Annotated in this window: 15 protein-coding genes; 7 read left to right on the top strand and 8 right to left on the bottom strand. The window is 67.8% G+C overall.

Annotated features, from left to right (window positions below; all coding sequences use genetic code 11):
• The first annotated feature begins 189 nt into the window (after positions 1–189).
• Positions 190–471, top strand: a complete 282-nt coding sequence (locus C3Y15_RS24820) for a DUF4148 domain-containing protein (RefSeq protein ID WP_059497564.1) — start codon at positions 190–192, stop codon at positions 469–471.
• Between the two features lie 66 nt (positions 472–537).
• Here the strand turns inward: C3Y15_RS24820 and C3Y15_RS24815 are convergent, their stop codons facing one another.
• On the bottom strand, positions 538–2139 hold the full coding sequence (locus tag C3Y15_RS24815) for a thioredoxin family protein (protein WP_069246590.1): 1602 nt from the start codon (positions 2137–2139) through the stop codon (positions 538–540).
• A 27-nt stretch (positions 2140–2166) separates the two neighbouring features.
• Here C3Y15_RS24815 and C3Y15_RS24810 point away from each other — a divergent pair, with 27 nt between their 5' ends.
• From C3Y15_RS24810 to C3Y15_RS24795, 4 genes are all read left to right on the top strand, one after another.
• Positions 2167–2373: a hypothetical protein gene (locus tag C3Y15_RS24810; protein ID WP_069240554.1), complete on the top strand. Its 207-nt coding sequence runs from the start codon at positions 2167–2169 to the stop codon at positions 2371–2373.
• Between the two features lie 490 nt (positions 2374–2863).
• Entirely contained in the window at positions 2864–5173 is a 2310-nt protein-coding gene (locus tag C3Y15_RS24805; RefSeq protein WP_069246404.1) for a phospholipase C, phosphocholine-specific, read from the top strand.
• 235 nt (positions 5174–5408) lie between these two features.
• Positions 5409–5678: a hypothetical protein gene (locus C3Y15_RS24800; protein ID WP_011881044.1), complete on the top strand. Its 270-nt coding sequence runs from the start codon at positions 5409–5411 to the stop codon at positions 5676–5678.
• Positions 5679–5840: 162 nt separating this feature from the next.
• A complete protein-coding gene (locus C3Y15_RS24795) occupies positions 5841–6833 on the top strand; it encodes a DedA family protein/thiosulfate sulfurtransferase GlpE (protein WP_069246403.1) in 993 nt (330 codons plus the stop codon).
• A gap of 70 nt (positions 6834–6903) precedes the next feature.
• Here the strand turns inward: C3Y15_RS24795 and C3Y15_RS24790 are convergent, their stop codons facing one another.
• The 7 genes from C3Y15_RS24790 to C3Y15_RS24760 form a co-directional block, all read right to left on the bottom strand.
• Positions 6904–8382: an OprD family porin gene (locus C3Y15_RS24790; protein WP_014724173.1), complete on the bottom strand. Its 1479-nt coding sequence runs from the start codon at positions 8380–8382 to the stop codon at positions 6904–6906.
• Positions 8383–8541: 159 nt separating this feature from the next.
• Complete coding sequence (locus C3Y15_RS24785; protein WP_011881047.1) at positions 8542–9576, bottom strand: oligopeptide/dipeptide ABC transporter ATP-binding protein; 1035 nt, start codon at positions 9574–9576, stop codon at positions 8542–8544.
• Positions 9573–10565: an ABC transporter ATP-binding protein gene (locus C3Y15_RS24780; protein WP_011881048.1), complete on the bottom strand. Its 993-nt coding sequence runs from the start codon at positions 10563–10565 to the stop codon at positions 9573–9575. The genes C3Y15_RS24785 and C3Y15_RS24780 overlap by 4 nt, the downstream gene beginning before the upstream one ends.
• A gap of 1 nt (position 10566) precedes the next feature.
• The gene (locus tag C3Y15_RS24775; RefSeq protein WP_011881049.1) at positions 10567–11469 is read right to left on the bottom strand and encodes an ABC transporter permease subunit; all 903 of its coding nucleotides are present in this window, start codon (positions 11467–11469) and stop codon (positions 10567–10569) included.
• Positions 11470–11482: 13 nt separating this feature from the next.
• Positions 11483–12421 (bottom strand): ABC transporter permease subunit, encoded by a 939-nt coding sequence (locus tag C3Y15_RS24770; RefSeq protein ID WP_011881050.1) that lies wholly within the window; start codon positions 12419–12421, stop codon positions 11483–11485.
• Positions 12422–12432: 11 nt separating this feature from the next.
• Complete coding sequence (locus C3Y15_RS24765) at positions 12433–14046, bottom strand: peptide ABC transporter substrate-binding protein (protein WP_069246402.1); 1614 nt, start codon at positions 14044–14046, stop codon at positions 12433–12435.
• A gap of 178 nt (positions 14047–14224) precedes the next feature.
• Positions 14225–14806: a cupin domain-containing protein gene (locus C3Y15_RS24760; protein WP_011881052.1), complete on the bottom strand. Its 582-nt coding sequence runs from the start codon at positions 14804–14806 to the stop codon at positions 14225–14227.
• A 500-nt stretch (positions 14807–15306) separates the two neighbouring features.
• Between C3Y15_RS24760 and C3Y15_RS24750 the strand changes: the two genes are divergently transcribed.
• Positions 15307–16827: a peptide MFS transporter gene (locus C3Y15_RS24750; protein ID WP_011881053.1), complete on the top strand. Its 1521-nt coding sequence runs from the start codon at positions 15307–15309 to the stop codon at positions 16825–16827.
• A gap of 118 nt (positions 16828–16945) precedes the next feature.
• Positions 16946–17164, top strand: coding sequence for a hypothetical protein (locus C3Y15_RS24745; RefSeq protein ID WP_059475316.1), 219 nt, complete (start codon positions 16946–16948; stop codon positions 17162–17164).
• The last annotated feature ends 12 nt before the right edge of the window (positions 17165–17176 follow it).

Raw genomic sequence — 17176 nt, 5'->3', positions numbered from 1 at the left:
AAGCACACCACCACCCGCTTTCGTCCGAACTAACCCGCCCATTGTTGTCGCCAGCAAAAAACTGCATTGGGAGCAATCGCATTTTTCCCACGAGCAGCGCGGCCTACACTGGGTTCACCCGCTGCCGCCATATCAGACGAAATCGTTTGCAGGCTTGGCAGCCAGCCGCACACATCGAGGTTCACGATCATGAAGCGCCTGTTTCCCGCAATCCTCATCGCGGTAGCCGCATCCGCGCCGCTCGCCGCACAAGCGCAGGCCGAAGTCCAAGCCCAGGCGCAAGCCCAATCGAACCCGCCGCTGACGCGCGCGCAGGTCCGGGCCGAAGTGAAAGCGCTGAAGCAAGCCGGCTTCCAGCCGAGCGACTGGTTCTATCCGGCCAGCATCGTTTCAGCAGAAGCGAAGATCGCGCGCGAGCAGCATGCCGGGTACGGCAGCGACGGCAGCCCGTCGTCCGAAACCAGCCACTAAGCAATCGCGGCGACCACGCGGCCGGCACGCCCAGCCACGCGTCATCGCGGCCTCAGGCCCGCAGCCTCAGGCCTTCACCGGCTGAAGCAGTTTCGCGCACGCCGCTGCCTGCGGATCTCCCGCCGGCAGCTTTGCGCACACGCCGTCGAACTGCTTCACGACCGACCGGACCGACGCGTCATGCGCGCCGTCGCTGCGCCAGCGCTTCAGCTGCGTGACGACCTTGGTCAGCGCCCGCAGGTTCGCACCGTAAAACGCATCGCGCGTGCCGGACGCCTGCGCGAGCACGCTCGCGGCGATCCCTTCGATCCGCGCCGAATCGTCCGGCGCCAGCGCGACCGCATTCGCGAAATAGGTCGCGCCCCAGCGCAATTTCGTCGCCGATCCGCTCGCCGCGTCGTACGCCTTTCGATACCAGTCCAGCGCCGCCGCCTTGTCGCCGCGCGCCTTCGCGTTCGCGGCCAGTCCCGACATGAAGTAATACGGCGTCGACGAACGCGGCAGCTCGGCCTTCAGCAGCGCGTCCGATTCGTCGTACAGCCCGGCGTCGGTCAACGTGTCGGCCGCTTCGCTGACGAGCGCCTGCCGCTCGTACGCGTTCGCCGCGCCCTGCACCGACGCCGCGATCTGCTTGCGCGCAGCGGCGAGCAGCGCGGGCGCGGGCGCGTCGAGCCGCGTGCCGTCGCGTGCGTCGCCGCGCGCGAGCAGCACGCGGCCATGCAGCGCCATCAGCCGGTCGATCGCCGACAGCGTGGCGTCCGTCGACAGCCGTGCGAGCGCAGCGTCGTAAGCGCCGCGCAGGTTCGCGCGTTGCGCGGGCTCGCCGCCGAGGTACGCGACCACGCGGGCCGGCGCCGCGACGAGTACGTCGGAATCTGCACGCGCGAGCGGCGGATCGCGCAGCACGTCGCGCAGCGCATCGGCGAGCGCAGCCTTGTCGAGCGCGCCGGCCTGCGCGGGATCGTCCGACGCCGCGACCACCGCCGCCTTCAGCGCGAAACGCGCGGCGTCCGCCGTCGCGCCGGCCGCGCGCGCACGCTGCGACAGCGTCTGCAGCGTCACGGCCACACGGTCGGGCGGCACCGGCAGCGCACCGTCGGTATCCCACGAATAATCGGCGAGCAGATGCCATTCGGACGGCGTCAGCGCCGCGCCCTCGTTCAGCGCGGTCGCGAGCGTCTGCCGCACCGGATGGGTGGCCGTCATCCCCAGCGACAGCGCCTGCATGTAGCGGTCGAGATCGGCTTCGCCCGGCAGCCGCGTCACCTCGGTGCCGTCGGGCCGAAACAGGATCATCGTCGGATAGCCGTGCACCTTGAAGCGCTCGCCGAGCTTCTGCGCGCTTTCGGTATCGCCGTCGAGATACACCGGCACGAACAACGACGAGCGCGTCTTGAACGCCTGCTGACTGAAGACGGTCGACTTCACCTGGTTGCACGACGGGCACCACACCGCGCCCCAGTACAGCAGCAGCGGCTTGCCGGTGCGCTTCGCGAGCGCGAAGGCCGCGTCGACGTCGCCCTGCTGCCATGCGATGCCGGGCGGCAGATGCGCATCGCCGCTCGGCGCACCCGCGACGGCCACGCGCTGCGGCGTGTCGACGGCAAGCGCTGCGCCGGTCACAACGATCAGGCAGGCGGCGGTCAGGTTCCGGAGTACGGTTTTCATCGAGTCGGCTTCCATGGAAAGAGACGGTTGCGCAAAGCCACGCAGCAAAAACAAGCACGGCGAAACGACCGAACGCATCGGGCGGCGCCGCACGTGCCGGAACCGGCGGCACATATCGCTACGCCGTCGCTTCACGAAGCGCCGCGGACGATCGCATCCATCGTTCATCGCACGACGATGCCCGTCGCGACGGTCGGCAAATTTGTCGACGATACGATTGCCGCGATCGGTTGAAAACCAACGAATCGTCGAATGCATATGACACGCGCGATCGTCAAAGAAGTGTCACCGAGCAGCAGCCACCACCACGCGCAGCACATCGTCGTTCACGACAGTGAAACATCGACCAAAGGCCATCGCATACGTTGCATGCGCAACGACATCGCGTCAAGAAGCCCGCATCGAATCGGAAATTTCTGCCGTCTCGCGACCGCAGGATCGGTAACTTCCTTCCATCGAGACACCGTAACGCACGTCCGCCATCTCGTTGCACCCGCAACTTCCATCACACGGAGCGTCATGTCATTTCCGCATCATGGCGACGTCATCTGCGCTCCCTAGACTGCTCTCCGCACCGCGCATCACGAGCGCGCGGCAAGCGGAATCGCGGCATGGCCCGATGCGCGCCATCGCACCCGCATCGCGACCCGTCCGCGCCCGGACGACGCCCGCGCGCACCCCACCGACGTCACTCTCGCTCCCGCCATCACAGGACCAGAACGCCATGACCTCACGCCGTAAATTCCTTCAGCAGACGGCCACTGCCGGCCTCGCCGGCGCCGCGCTGACCGCGTTTCCGCCGAGCATTCGCCGCGCGCTCGCGATTCCCGCCTTCCATGAATCGGGGACGATCAACGACGTGAAGCACGTCGTGCTGCTGATGATGGAGAACCGCGGGTTCGACGGTTACTTCGGCACGTTCAAGGGCGTGCGCGGTTACGGCGATCGCTTCGCGGTGCCGTCGCCGAACGGCCGCGACGTGTTCCACCAGACCTACACGAAGGCGACGCCCGCGGCGACCATCACGCCGTACCACCTCGATGCGAGCCAGGGCAACGCGCAGCGCGCGGGCGGCACGCCGCACACGTGGGCCGACGCGCAGGCCGCCTGGGATCACGGCCGCATGAACCGTTGGCCCGACGCGAAGACGCCGCTGTCGATGGGCTATTACGATGCGGCCGAAGTGCCGTTCCAGCGCGCGCTCGCCGATGCGTTCACGCTGTGCGACCACTACCACTGCGGGATGCACACCGGCACGATCGCGAACCGGCTGTTCTACTGGAGCGGCACCAACGGCCCGAACGGCGTCAGCCCGGCCGACGGCAGCCGCGTGAAGGTCGCCGCACTGAACAACCAGTTCAACGGCGGCAACGACATCGGCCCGTCGAGCCAGGGCTGGACGTGGACGACCTACGCGGACCGGCTGCAGCACGCCGGCGTGAGCTGGAAGGTCTACCAGAGCCTGATCGACAACTTCGGCTGCAACGAGATGATGAGCTTTCGCCACTGGCGCGCGGCCATCGAGCAGATGCCGGCCGCACGCCGGCCGGCGTACGTTGCGTCGACGGACATCACGCAGCCGGTGACGGCGGCCGGCGCGTTCTACGATCCGACGATCGACGACGCGTTGAGCCCGCTCGCGAAAGGCTTCGGCAACACGATGCCGTACGGTTTTCTCGAAACGCTGCGCGACGACATCCGCACCGGCAAGCTGCCCGAAGTGTCGTGGATCATTCCGCCGTCGGCGTACAGCGAGCATCCGGGGCCGTCGAGCCCCGCGCAGGGCGCGTGGTACGTGCAGGCCGTGCTCGACGCGCTGACCGCGAACCCGGAGGTGTGGAGCAAGACGGTGCTGCTCGTCAACTACGACGAGAACGACGGCTTCTTCGACCACATGCCGTCGCCGGCCGTGCCGTCGCGCAACGCCGACGGCTCGCTCGCCGGCGGCCATACGCTCGCGGCAGCCGACGTCGCGGTCGAATACCACGACTTCGCACCGGCCACCTCGAGCCAGCCCGCGGCCGACGGCCGCCCGTACGGCCCCGGCCCGCGCGTGCCGATGTGGGTCGTGTCGCCGTGGAGTCGCGGCGGCTGGGTCAACTCGCAGGTGTTCGACCATACGTCGACGCTGCTTTTCCTCGAAAAACGCTTCGGCGTGGTCGAGCCGCAGATCAGCGCCTATCGCCGCGCGGTGTGCGGCGACCTGACCAGCGCGTTCAACTTCCGCACGCCGAACGACGAACCGCTGCCGACGCTCGCGGGCCGCACGACGAAAAGCGCCGCCGATGCGCTGAGCGCAGCCCAACAGGCCGCGCCGAAGATCACGCCGCCCGCCACGCCGTCGCTGCCGGCGCAGGCCGTGGGCGTGCGTCCGTCGCGCGCGTTGCCGTACGAACTGCATGCGAGCGCGCACGTCGATGGCGGCAACGGCACCGTCACGCTGAAGTTCGCGAATACCGGCCGGGCGGCGGCGGTGTTCCATGTCTACGACAAGCTGCATCTCGACCGCGTGCCACGCCGCTACGTCGTCGAGCCGGGCAAGGCGCTGCGCGGCGACTGGGCCGCACGCGCCGACGACGCCGGTAAATATGACCTCTGGGTGCTCGGCCCGAACGGCTATCACCGCCGCTTCACCGGCGATCTCGCGCGGCTTGCCGGCGCACGCGCGCCGCACCCGGAGATCCGGGTCGGCTACGCGGGCGCGAGCGGCAACCTGCATCTGCGGCTGCGCAACGGCGGCGGCGACACGGTGCGCTTCACGGTGAAATCGAACCGGGCGTACGGCCCGCTGTCCGGCCACGGCGCCAGCGACGACCACGACCGCGGCGCCGACACGGGGACGACGTGGACGGTGGCGGTGCATGGCGGCACGCAGCACGAACTGCACTGGAAGCTCGACTCGACCGGCCACTGGTACGACTTCGTCGTCACCGCCGACAGCGACCCGAGCTTCGCGCGCCGCGTGGCCGGCCGCGTCGAGACGGGCCGTCACTCGGTCAGCGATCCGGCGATGGGGCTGCCCGAGCGCTTCTGACGGCAGCGGTGCGCCCGGCCGCGTAGACCGGCCGGGCGCCGCGCACGGCGGGCCCGGAGCCGGCCGGAACGCCCGCCCCACGCGGCTCAAACATCAGAGGGATCGGTGGTGCAGCCCTCATTTCACGCCCACGAAAATGCTCCGTGTCGCGGCCCGTTCGCGTTAAACTCCATCAAGCTGCATTCAACAACGACATCTTCGCCAACCACGCACACACGACACGAGGATAGGTTCGATGCGCACTACCGGCTCATCCGGGGCAATGACCCTGCTCACCGAACACGACCCGGCCGACGGCCGCGAATTGCGCTCGCTGCGGCTCGAATCGACTGCCGACGGCAAGAGCGTGCTGCTGATCGAGATCGACGAACGCAAGCCCGGCATTCATCGCGAGGTCCGCTACGAAATCACGCCGGCCGAACTGATCGCGGCGATCCGCTCGCACGGCGCCGAGCTGCCCGGCGAGAATCACGGCGCCGTCTCTCTCGCCCGCACGTCGTCCTGATCTCCACGGTGAGCCGCGTGCCACGCGCCGGCTCACCGCGTCCGTTCCGTCTGTCCGTAGCGCCGTTCGGCGCGCTTCGTCGTTCTCCCGCCGTCGGCTTGAAAATGGCCGATAATCGGCGCATCCGCGCGTCGTCCGCGCGCTCCTTTTCGGGCAGCCGCCATGCTTCGTGACCTCGTCGCCCAGTACGGGCCGCTTCTCGTGTTCGCCAACGTGCTCGCGGCGGCCATCGGTCTGCCGGTGCCGGCGATGCCGACGCTCGTGCTGTTCGGCGCGATGGCCGCCATGCATCCGGCGATGATCGGCTCGCAGGTCGTGACGGTGCTCGCGCTGTCGGTGCTCGGCGCGCTGATCGGCGACACCGTGTGGTACGTCGCCGGTCGCCGCTACGGCGGCGCGACGCTGAAGACGATCTGCCGGCTGTCGCTGTCGCGCGATTCCTGCGTGAGGAAAACCGAACGTTTCTTCGGCCGCTACGGCGTACGCGTGCTCGCGGTAGCACGCTTCATTCCCGGCCTGTCGCTGGTGTCGGTGCCGATGGCCGGCGCGCTCGGCACGCGCTATCGCACGTTCGCCGGCTACGACGCGCTGGGCGCCGCATTGTGGACCATCGTCGCGCTCGGCGCGGGGCTCGTGTTCTACCGCCAGATCGACTGGCTGTTCGCCGGCGCGAGCCGGCTCGGCCGCGCGGTGCTGCTGGTGATCGTCGCACTGCTCGCGCTCTATGCGGCCGTGCGCTGGATTCGCCGCCGCGCGCTGATCCGGCAGCTCGCGAGCGCGCGCATCGGCGTCGACGAGCTGGAACGGCTGCTGCGCGATCCGTCCGCGCCGGTGGTGCTCGACGTCCGCTCGGCCGAGCACCGCAAGCTCGATCCGTTCACGATCCCGGGCGCGCAGTTCGCGGACGAACGGCACATCGACGACATCGTCGCCCGCTATCCGCTCACGCAGAAGTTCGTCGTGTACTGCTCGTGCCCGAACGAAGTGACGGCCGCGCTGATGGCGCGGCGTCTGCTCGACGCCGGCTTCACCGATGCGCTGCCGCTGCGCGGCGGCCTCGACGCGTGGCGCGACACGGGCCTCGAACTCGCGTCGCTGCTCGAAGAGACACCGGCCGCGAACGATCCGATCGCCGGATTGCACAAGCCCGCCTGATCGTCCTTCGGCGGCAGGCCGCCCTCTCACAAGAGAAACGGCCGCGACGTTCGCCGCGGCCGCCATCCGGTCAGAACGCGTGCAGCGGCAGGTTCACCACGAGGCGATACTCACGGTTCGTCGCGTCCGAGTAATGGGCCGAACCGTTGTGCCACATCGCGATGAACGTGACCTTCGTGTCCTTCAGCTTGCCGCTCTGGAACGTGTACGACGGGATGAAGCCGAACTCGTGGTGACGGCCCTGCACCGGCGCACCGTTGCTCCAGTAGATGCTCGACTTGCTCGGATCGTTCGCGGCGCCTGCGCTGCCGTCCGCGCCCCAGCCCGTCACGCCCCAGATCATCGCCTTGAAGCCCGGCAGCCCCGCTTCCTTGCCGTAGAACGTGTAGCGCAGCTGCAGCGACTTTTCGTGCGGCGCGTTGTAGTCGACGTCCATCGAGTTGGTCAGGAAGATGCCGTTGGTTTCGTTCAGGTAGTCGAAGAACTGGTCGCCGAGGATCTGCTGATAGCCGAGCAGCAGCTCGTGCGGCCCGTGCTGCGCCGCGAGCGACAGGCTGTACGCGTTGTTGTCGATCTTGCCCTGCAGCGCGTCGCCGGTGTCGTGCGTCGAATAGACGTTGCCGAAGCCCGTCCACTTGATGGTGTCCGCGCTGCCGATGCTGTGCTTCACCGATGCGTAGTACTGATGCCACACGTCGTCGGCCTGGTTCGCGTACAGCGCGACTTCGCCATTCGGCGAGTAGTCCCAAGTACCGCCGACGTAAGTCAGGCGGTTCACGCGCGTGCCGCCGTATTGGGTCGTCAGGTTCGTGAGCGTGGTGTGACCGCGCGCGTCGTTCTTCGTGAAGCTGCCGGCCTCGAGCATCACGTTCTTGAATTCGTTGCTGACGATCGTCGCGCCGAGGAAGGTCGGCGGCAGCGCGCGGTTGTCGTGCTGCTCCATGAACGGGTTGTCGACGGCCTGCAGACCGTACTTGATCACCGTGTTCGAGATGCGCGCCTTCACGTCGTAGATGCCCGGATAGGCCCATGCGAGCTGGTTGCCGCCGCCGCCGCCCTTCGCGATGTGCACCATGCTGCCGGCGCCCGCGCCGCCGTCGAGCTTCAGCGCCGCATACACCGATGCGTCCACGCCGAAGCCGATCAGGCCCGTCGTGTAGCCCGACTCGAAGTTCGCCATCACGCCCTGGACCCACGCGTGGCGGTGCGGGCCGCCCTTGCTGTCGAGCACGTCCGAGTAGTTGCGGAACAGGAAGTTCAGATGGCTGTCGGCGATGAAACCGTTCGATTTCGACTGGGCAGACGGTTCGTCGGGCGGCGTGACGGCCTGGGTCGCCTCGGCGTTGACAATGGCGTTCGGCGTCGTTGCCTGCGCAACCGACGCGCCGGCGCCGGCCCCTGCGCTCGGCGTGGCCTGGGCGACGGTCAGCGGCGCAGGCGCCGCGTCGTCGGCGCGCGCGACACCGCCCAGCGTGACGCCGGCGAGCGCGGGCAAGCCCCATGCAAGCAGCATCTTCGATGCCGTCCCGATCTTCTTTTGCTTGTTCATCGTCATTCTCGTCTTGTGTTGAAGTCGTCCAGGCCGGTTGCGGTCCGCTTCCGGCCCCCCGGCGTGCCCGGCTACGGACGCGCCTGTACCCGCCGCGCGAAGATCGTTCGCGCCGCCCTTACCCCCGTTGACCTGCATCGTTGTGTTTGCTGCGTCACATCACGCCGCCGCGACGCCCGCCCGGATGCACGCGACGCGCGCCGCCGAGCCGGGCCGGACTTCCGGCTGCGGCACGTCCTGCGCGCATGCGTCGATCGCGACCGGACAGCGCGTGCGAAACGCGCAGCCGGACGGCGGATTCAGCGGCGACGGCATCTCGCCCGTCAGCAGCATCGGACGGCGCGCGCGCTCGCGCGCCGGCTCCGGCGTCGGCGCCGCGTCCAGCAGCGCCTTCGTGTACGGGTGCTGCGGCACGCCGTACACGTCGTGCCGCGTGCCGAACTCCATCACACGGCCGAGATACATCACGAGCACGCGCCGGCTGATGGCCTTCACCACCGCCAGGTCGTGCGCGACGAACAGATACGACAGCGACAGATCGCGCTGCAGATCGCGCAGCAGGTTCACGATCTGCGCCTGGATCGACACGTCGAGCGCCGACACGGGCTCGTCGCAGATCACGAGCTTCGGCTCGCCGATCAGCGCGCGCGCGATGCCGATGCGCTGGCACTGTCCGCCGGAGAATTCGTGCGGATAGCGCAGCAGGTGATGCGCGTTCAGACCGACGCGCTCGAGCATCGTGATCACGCGCCGGCGCACTTCCGCGCGCCCGAGGCCCGCGTGGTGCGTGACGAGCGGCTCCGCGACGATCTGCTCGATCGTCATGCGCGGATCGAGCGACGCGAGCGGATCCTGGAAGATCATCTGCACTTCGCGACGCATCGCGGTGCCGCGCAGGTGATCGGGCGCGACGGCCTGGCCGCGCCAGCGCACGGTGCCGGCCGTCATCGGCACGAGGCCGACCAGCGCGCGCGCGAGCGTCGACTTCCCGCAGCCCGACTCGCCGACGAGCCCGACCGTCTCGCCGCGCTTCACGTCGAACGACACGCCGTCGACCGCGCGCAGCGTACCCTTCGGCGACCATGGATAGCCGCCCAGCGGCACGCGGAAATGCACCTTCAGATCGTCGACGGACAGCAGCGTGTCGCTCGTCGTCTCCGTTGCGCCGGCATGGCGGCTTTCAGCGGCGCTCATCGCAGACCTCCCGTCAGATCGGCCAGCGGCCGGTGGCACGCGCGCAACGCACCCGCCGCGCCGTAGGTTTCGAGCGCGGGGCGCGCGGCGGCACAGCGCTCCTGCGCGTACGTGCAGCGTTGCGCGAAGGCGCAGCCGGCCGGCGCGGTGCCGGGCATCGGCGGATTGCCGGGGATCGCGACGAGCGGCGCGTCGACGGCGTCGGTCAGCCGCGGCAGCGCGTTCAGGAGGCCGATCGTGTACGGATGCGACGGCGCCGCGAAGATCGCATCGGCCGGCGCGTATTCGACGGTGCGGCCCGCATACATCACCATCACGTCGTCCGCGAGGCCGGCGACCACGCCCATGTCGTGCGTGATCAGCACGATCGCCGTGCCGCGTTCGCGGTTCAGCTCGCGCAGCAGGTCGATGATCTGCGCCTGCACGGTCACGTCGAGCGCGGTGGTCGGCTCGTCGGCGATCAGGATCTCCGGCTCGGACAGCAGCGCCATCGCGATCATCACGCGCTGACGCATGCCGCCGGAGAACTCGTGCGGATACATGCGGATGCGGCGCGCGGCGTCCGGAATCCGCACCGCTTCGAGCGCGTCGATCGCGCGTCGCGTCGCGTCCTTGCGCGACAGCTTGCGATGCAGCTGCAGCGTCTCGGTCATCTGCCGCTCGATCGTCAGGAACGGGTTCAGCGACGTCATCGGATCCTGGAAGATCATCGCGATGCGGTCGCCGCGCACCGCGTTCAGCGCGCGCGTGTCCATCGCGAGCAGATCGTCGCCGCGGTAACGCGCGGCGCCCGTCGTCGTGCCGTTGGCGGCCAGCAGCCCGAGCAGCGCCATCACGGTCTGGCTCTTGCCCGAGCCCGATTCGCCGACGATGCCGAGCGTCTTGCCGGCTTCCAGCGAGAACGACACGCCGTTCACGGCGTCGATCGGCGCGGCGTCCTTGCGCGAGAAGCGCACGCCGAGGTTTTCCACTTCAAGCAACACTGACATCTCAGCGATCCTTCGGGTCGAGCGCGTCACGCAGGCCGTCGCCAACGAAGTTCACGCAGTAGAGCGTCACGCACAGCATGACGGCCGGAGCCAGCAGCAGCCACGGCATCGATTCCAGTTTCTGCGCGCCGTCCTGGATCAGCACGCCCCAGCTCGTCATCGGCTCCTGGACGCCGAGCCCGAGGAACGACAGCACCGATTCGGTCAGCACGATGCTCGGCACCGACACCGTCGCGTACACGACCACCACGCCGAGCAGGTTCGGCACGATGTGACGCCGCACGATCGAGGTCGGCGACACGCCGATCGCGCGCGCCGCATCGACGAACTCGCGATTGCGCAGCGACAGCGTCTGGCCGCGCACGACGCGCGCCATGTCGATCCACGAGAACGCGCTGATGGTCAGCACGACGAGCAGGAACGAACGGCCGAACAGCGTCATCATCAGGATCGCGATCAGCAGGTACGGGATCGCATACATCATGTCGACGACGCGCATCATCGCGGAGTCGACCCGGCCGCCCGCGAAGCCGGCCGTCGCGCCCCACGCGACGCCGAACAGACCGGACACCAGCGTGCCGAGCAGGCCGACCTCGATCGACACGCGGCCGCCGATCAGCGTGCGCACGAGCAGGTCGCGGCCGAGCTCGTCGGTGCCGAACCAGTGCTGGTTCGCCCAGGTCGGCGGCAGGCTGATCGAGCTCCAGTCGCTCGCGGCCGGATCGGCCGCGAGCAGCCACGGGCCGACGAAACAGGCGAGCGTGACGAGCGCGAGCAGCACCAGGCTGAACACCGCCGCGCGGTTGTGGAGGAAGCGCGCGAACGCGAGCGCCAGCGGCGAGCGCGAACGCGGCGGCGAGTCGGTCTGCACGGGCAGGCCGACGGCGGGAGTGGTCGGAGTCATCGCAGTGCCTCGCTCAATAACGGATGCGCGGATCGAGCCACGCGTACGCGAGGTCGACCAGCAGGTTGAACAGCACGGCGAAGACGGTCGTCAGCACGACGAGGCCGAGCACCAGCGTGTAGTCGCGGTTGATCGCGCCGTTCACGACGAGTTGCCCGAGGCCCGGCAGCGAGAACACCGATTCGGTGACGACGGCCGCCGTGATCGACGTGATGCACACGGTGCCGAACAGCGACACGACCGGCATCAGCGCGGGCTTGAGCGCATGGCGCAGCACGATCGTCGAGCCGGGCAGGCCCTTCGCGCGCGCGGTGCGGATGTAGTTGCTCGACAGCGTCTCGATCATCGAGCCGCGCATCACGCGGGCAAGCAGCGACACGTTGATGAAGGTCAGCAGCACGATCGGCAGCAGCCGGTACTGCCAGCCGCCGTCGCCCCAGCCGCCGGCCGGCAGCCAGCCGTTGCCGGCCGACGTCTTCAGCAGGATCGCGAAGATCCACACCAGCACCGGGCCGAGCACGAACGGCGGCACGACGTTGCCGAAGTTGCCGAGCAGCATCACGAAGCGGTCGATCACGCTGTCGCGGCGCACGGCCGCGACGGTGCCGAGCAGCACGCCGATCACGATCGAGATCGGGATCGACACGCCGCCTACGCCGAGACTCACGGGCAGCGCCTTCTTCACGAGATCGTTCACCGACCAGTCGACGTAACGGAACGACGGGCCGAGATCGCCGTGCAGCAGCGAGCCGAGATACAGCAGGTACTGCTTCCACAGCGGCGCGTCGAGGTGGTACTTCGCATTCAGGTTCGCGAGCGTCGCCGCGGACAGCTGCTTCTCCGTATCGAACGGGCCGCCGGGCGTGAAGTGCAACAGCAGGTAGCAGACGGTGATGACGGCGAGAATCGTCGGCACCGCCCACAACGTGCGTCTCAGTGCATAGGCCAGCATGATCGCTCCGCTCAGTGCTTGATCAGGTACATGTCCTGCGAAGCGCGCATGTCGATCACGTTCTTCAGTGAGTAGCCGCCCACGTACGACTTCACGAGCCGGTCGGCCGAGTACTGGAACAGCGGCACCATCGGCGTGTCGCTCAGCGCCAGGTCGTGCGCCTGCGTGAGCAGCGCGGTGCGCGTGGCGTCGTCGAGCTTCTGGTTGCCTTCGTCGACCAGCGCGTCCACCTGCTTGTTGCAGTAGCCGACGGTGTTCTGCGCGCTGCCGCAGCGGATCAGGTCGAAGAACGTCATCGCGTCGTTGTAGTCGGCGAACCAGCCGTCGCGCGCGATCTGCACCTTGCCGTCATGCCGTTGCTTCATCAGCACCTTGAACTCGACGTTCTCGAGCTTCGTGTTGATCCCGAGCTTCGTGCGCCATTCCGACGCGGCGAACAGCGCCACCTTCTTGTGCAGGTCGTTGGTGTTGTAGGTGAGCGTGAACGACAGCGGCTTCGCGTCGGCGTAGCCGGCCTGCTTCAGCAGGTCCCGGGCGGTCGCGACGCGCTTGGCCATCGGCCACGACGCCCAGTCCGGCGTATACGGGCGCACGCCCTTCGTGCCGTTCGGCATCAGCCCGTACATCGGCTTCTCGCCGGCCTGCGTGAGCTTCGACGTGAGCAGGTCGCGATCGATCACCATCGACAGCGCGAGGCGCACGCGCTTGTCCTTCAGCACCGCGTCGCTGTTGTTCAGGTAGTAGTAATACGTCGCCAGCTGCAGGCCCTGGCGCAGCTCGCCGCCGAACTGCTTGTTCACCTGCTGGAAGATGCCCGACGGAATCGAATAGCTGTAGTCGATCTGGCCGGCCTGATACATGCGCATCGCGGTCTCGTCGCTTTCGATCGGCAGGTAGGTGACCTTGTTGATCACGACCTTCGGCGCGTTCCAGTACTTCGCGTCCTTGGTGATCACGATGCGGTTGTTCGGCTGCCAGTCGACGAGCTGGTACGCGCCGTTGCTGACCAGGTTGCCCGGACGCGTCCACGCGTCGCCGAACTTCGCGACGGTGTCCTTGTTCACCGGCGCGAGCGGCGCCATCGCGGTCAGCTCGGGGAAGAACGCGACCGGCACGTCGGTCGTCACCTCGAGCGTGTACGGATCGGCCGCGCGCACGCCGAGCGTCGCCGGCGCGGCCTTGCCGCCGATGATGTCCTTCGCGTTCTTGATGAATTCGACCAGGATCGTGTACTTCGAGCCCGTCTTCGGATCGGCGAGCCGCTGCCACGAATAGACGAAATCCGCCGCCGTCACCGGCTGGCCGTTGCTCCACTTCGCGTCGTGACGCAGCTTGAACAGCCAGGTCTGCGGCGTCTTGCGCTCCCACGATTGCGCGACGCCCGGCACGACCTGGCCTGCAGCGTCGATGCGGGCCAGCCCTTCGAACAGGTCGAGCCCGATCGTGTTGCCGGTCCACGACTCGATGTGCGCCGGGTCGAGCGATTCGACTTCGGCGGGCACCTGGCGCGTCAGGTCCTGTTGAGGAGCGAGCGCGACGTTCGACGGAACGGTCACGGCGTGGGCGGCGGGCACCGTCAGGGCGAGCGCGGCCAGCACGGCCGATATGGCATGCAAGGATTTCATCGTGGCAGTCTTGAGAAAGTTGTTCGGCGAGCGTGGCGCGGCGGATGCCGCGGCTTACGCGTGAGACGCTGACGGGTGCAGCGATCGAGGAGGCCCGTGATTCCCGTTTTGCATTTCAGTATTCCTTAAGTTTCTTTCGACAGGCATCCCGTCGAAGCAACGAAGGAATACCTGTGCGTTAGAACAGCCGCGGCGTACCGACCCAGACCACCACCGACTCCACCTTCGCGGTGTTGACCCAGCTGTGCGGAACCGTCGACTGGTAGTGCGAACTGTCGCCGGCCTGCAGGACGAAGGTCTTGCCTTCCAGCGTCAGCGACACTTCCCCTTCAATCACATACAGGAATTCCTCTCCCGCATGCGTCGTCACTTCCGACCGTTTCTGCCCCGGCGGCATCCGCACGAGGATCGCCTCGAGCTGACGCCCTTCGGTCACGTTGGTCAGCCTCGCGAACAGGTTCGCCGAATCGGCGAATCCGAAGAAGCGCAACTGCTCGCCTCTGCACACCGAGCGCTCCTCGCTCGGCGTATCCACGAAGTACTGCACCGTCACGCCGAGCGCCTGCGCGATACCGGCCAGCGACGTCAGCGACGGCGACGCGAGCCCGCGTTCGACTTGAGACAGGAACGGCTTCGAAATCCCCGCGGCGGTAGCGGTGTCGTCGAGCGTGCGCTTGAGTCGTTGGCGCAACGCGCGAATCTTGCTGCCCAGCGCAGCGGGTGCGTCAACTGACCGCGGGTTTTCAGTGGGGGGAACCATAGCAGGCCGAAAAGTGGTCGTCAAAAATTGTTTGATGGAAAGTAACTAAGTTAGATCGATTTGGCTTAGTCTTCGGGTTCGCACGCGTCTTCGGTGTTGAGCCCGGTGCACTAAACAGGGACCGAAGCGCGCGAAAACAACGCGCTATCTTGCCAGACTCGCCGGCTTCACAGGCAAGCTGCGAGCGGCTCTCCGGGAATTTGCGGAGAACGGGCGCAAGTCTTACAAGTAAATAATGAGACAAATCTTCCTGAAAGCTGCTGCCATATCGGGAGTTTCCCTGAGTGGCGCAGACCCGACGCACCGGACCGGCAAACGTTACAACGCGTGCGCCGGTCGAGGCCGCGCGCCGCCCGCCCGGGCGGCGTCCGGCCCCGGCCCGGGCTGACCCGCCCGGCTGCTTCATCGCCGCTGCACGGCCTACCCGGCCTCGTGCGGCGGCGCCAGTTCGACCCCAGCGACGCGCGATCCGCGTCGTCCGTATCAAAACGAGATTGATCATGCACGCACCTGTTTCACAGACCCGATCGTTCACGACGGTCTTTCTCATCGAAATGTGGGAGCGCTTCGGCTACTACGGGATGGCCGCGCTCCTGGTCCTCTTCATGGTCGACCGGCTCGGCTTCACCGACAGCCACGCGAACCTCACCTGGGGCGCGTTCACCGCGCTCGTCTACGCGTCGCCGTCGATCGGCGGCTGGATCGGCGACAAGGTGCTCGGCGCACGTCGCACGATGATCATCGGCGCGGCCGTGCTGTGCGCCGGCTACCTGATGCTCGCGATGCCGAACGACGCGCTCGCCTACATGTACGCGTCGCTCGGCGTGATCGTCGTCGGCAACGGGCTGTTCAAGGCGAATGCGGCGAACCTCGTGCGCCGCATCTACGAAGGCGACGACGCGCGCATCGACAGCGCGTTCACGATCTACTACATGGCCGTCAACATCGGTTCGACCGTGTCGATGCTCGCGACGCCGTGGATCAAGGATCACTGGGGCTGGCACACCGCATTCGCGGTCTGCGGCGCCGGCATGCTGCTCGCGATCCTGAACTTCATGCTGATGCACCGCACGCTCGCGCACGTCGGCTCGCAGCCCGACGACGCGCCGATCCGCTGGAAGCGCCTCGGCGCGGTGGCGGCCGGCGGCGTCGCGCTCGCGCTGCTCACGCTGTACGTGCTGCAGCACAAGCAGCTCGCGGTGGCGAGCGTGTGGGCGGCGGCGTTCGCGATCCTCGCGATCTTCGCGTACATGATCGCGAAGTCGGAGCGCTCCGAGCGCGCGGGGCTGATCGCCGCGCTCGTGCTGATCGGCCAGGTGATCCTGTTCTTCATCTTCTACGTGCAGATGTCGACGTCGCTGACGCTGTTCGCGCTGCGCAACGTCGATCCGCGTTTCATGCTGTTCGGCACGACGCTGTTCACGTGGAGCGCCGCGCAGTTCCAGGCGCTGAACCCGATCTGGATCATGCTGCTGAGCCCGGTGCTCGTGTGGATCTACAACGCGGTGTCGAAGCGCGGCGGCGACCTGCCGGTCGCGGCGAAGTACGCGCTCGGCTTCGGCGCGGTGGCCGCCGGCTATCTGGTGTTCACGATCAGCGGGCGCTACGCGGTGGACGGCCGCGTGTCGTCGTGGTTCATGGTGTGGGGCTACGGCCTCTACTCGCTCGGCGAACTGCTGGTGAGCGGCCTCGGCCTCGCGATGATCGCGCGCTACGTGCCGGCGCGCATGAGCGGCTTCATGATGGGCGCGTATTTCGTCGCGACGGGCGTGTCGCAGTATCTCGGCAGCGTCGTCGCGAACTTCGCGCAGATGCCGTCGCACGAGCTGCCGGCGACCGAATCGCTGCCGCTGTACCTGTCGCTGTTCGAGAAGCTCGGCTGGCTCGCCGCGATCGGCATGCTGCTCGCGCTGCTGCTGCTGCCGATGATGAACCGGCTGTCGCGTCAGCATCAGCGCTGCGCGGACGAACGCCGCGACGAACAGGACGCGCAGGCGCAGGCGATGGCGTCGGCGCAGTAAGTACTATCCCTCGGCGTGCGGCATGCGCGCCACATTCTCCCGCCGGCGCGGCCGGCACGTCCTACACTGGTTGCAACGGCGCGTCGGCTCACACGATGCGCACCGGCGGGAGAGGATCATGAAAGGCAAAACGACTCGGCTGTTGCGGATACTGTCGGACATCCGGCACGCGCAACGCTGCACCGCGCTGCGCGCCGCCCGGGCCGCAGCCGAAGCAGATGCGGTGCTGGCGCAGCAGGACGACCCGAAGTCCGAAGCGCGCGACGACGACGCACCTGAAGCCGAAACCGACGACACGCCTGCCGTGCCGCGCTCGCGCATCGGCTCCGCGCACTGACCGCATTCGGTG

Origin of the sequence: Burkholderia sp. B10 (assembly GCF_004368385.1) — a bacterium.
Lineage (GTDB): Bacteria > Pseudomonadota > Gammaproteobacteria > Burkholderiales > Burkholderiaceae > Burkholderia > Burkholderia vietnamiensis.
This window is presented reverse-complemented; position numbering and strand designations above follow the sequence as displayed.

What these genes read in the sequence shown, in the direction of transcription:
- C3Y15_RS24820 (WP_059497564.1), top strand. Translation starts at nt 190, where the DNA reads ATGAAGCGCCTGTTTCCCGCAATCCTCATCGCGGTAGCCGCATCCGCG.
- C3Y15_RS24815 (WP_069246590.1), bottom strand. Translation starts at nt 2,139, where the DNA reads ATGAAAACCGTACTCCGGAACCTGACCGCCGCCTGCCTGATCGTTGTG.
- C3Y15_RS24805 (WP_069246404.1), top strand. Translation starts at nt 2,864, where the DNA reads ATGACCTCACGCCGTAAATTCCTTCAGCAGACGGCCACTGCCGGCCTC.
- C3Y15_RS24800 (WP_011881044.1), top strand. Translation starts at nt 5,409, where the DNA reads ATGCGCACTACCGGCTCATCCGGGGCAATGACCCTGCTCACCGAACAC.
- C3Y15_RS24795 (WP_069246403.1), top strand. Translation starts at nt 5,841, where the DNA reads ATGCTTCGTGACCTCGTCGCCCAGTACGGGCCGCTTCTCGTGTTCGCC.
- C3Y15_RS24790 (WP_014724173.1), bottom strand. Translation starts at nt 8,382, where the DNA reads ATGAACAAGCAAAAGAAGATCGGGACGGCATCGAAGATGCTGCTTGCA.
- C3Y15_RS24785 (WP_011881047.1), bottom strand. Translation starts at nt 9,576, where the DNA reads ATGAGCGCCGCTGAAAGCCGCCATGCCGGCGCAACGGAGACGACGAGC.
- C3Y15_RS24780 (WP_011881048.1), bottom strand. Translation starts at nt 10,565, where the DNA reads ATGTCAGTGTTGCTTGAAGTGGAAAACCTCGGCGTGCGCTTCTCGCGC.
- C3Y15_RS24775 (WP_011881049.1), bottom strand. Translation starts at nt 11,469, where the DNA reads ATGACTCCGACCACTCCCGCCGTCGGCCTGCCCGTGCAGACCGACTCG.
- C3Y15_RS24770 (WP_011881050.1), bottom strand. Translation starts at nt 12,421, where the DNA reads ATGCTGGCCTATGCACTGAGACGCACGTTGTGGGCGGTGCCGACGATT.
- C3Y15_RS24765 (WP_069246402.1), bottom strand. Translation starts at nt 14,046, where the DNA reads ATGAAATCCTTGCATGCCATATCGGCCGTGCTGGCCGCGCTCGCCCTG.
- C3Y15_RS24760 (WP_011881052.1), bottom strand. Translation starts at nt 14,806, where the DNA reads ATGGTTCCCCCCACTGAAAACCCGCGGTCAGTTGACGCACCCGCTGCG.
- C3Y15_RS24750 (WP_011881053.1), top strand. Translation starts at nt 15,307, where the DNA reads ATGCACGCACCTGTTTCACAGACCCGATCGTTCACGACGGTCTTTCTC.
- C3Y15_RS24745 (WP_059475316.1), top strand. Translation starts at nt 16,946, where the DNA reads ATGAAAGGCAAAACGACTCGGCTGTTGCGGATACTGTCGGACATCCGG.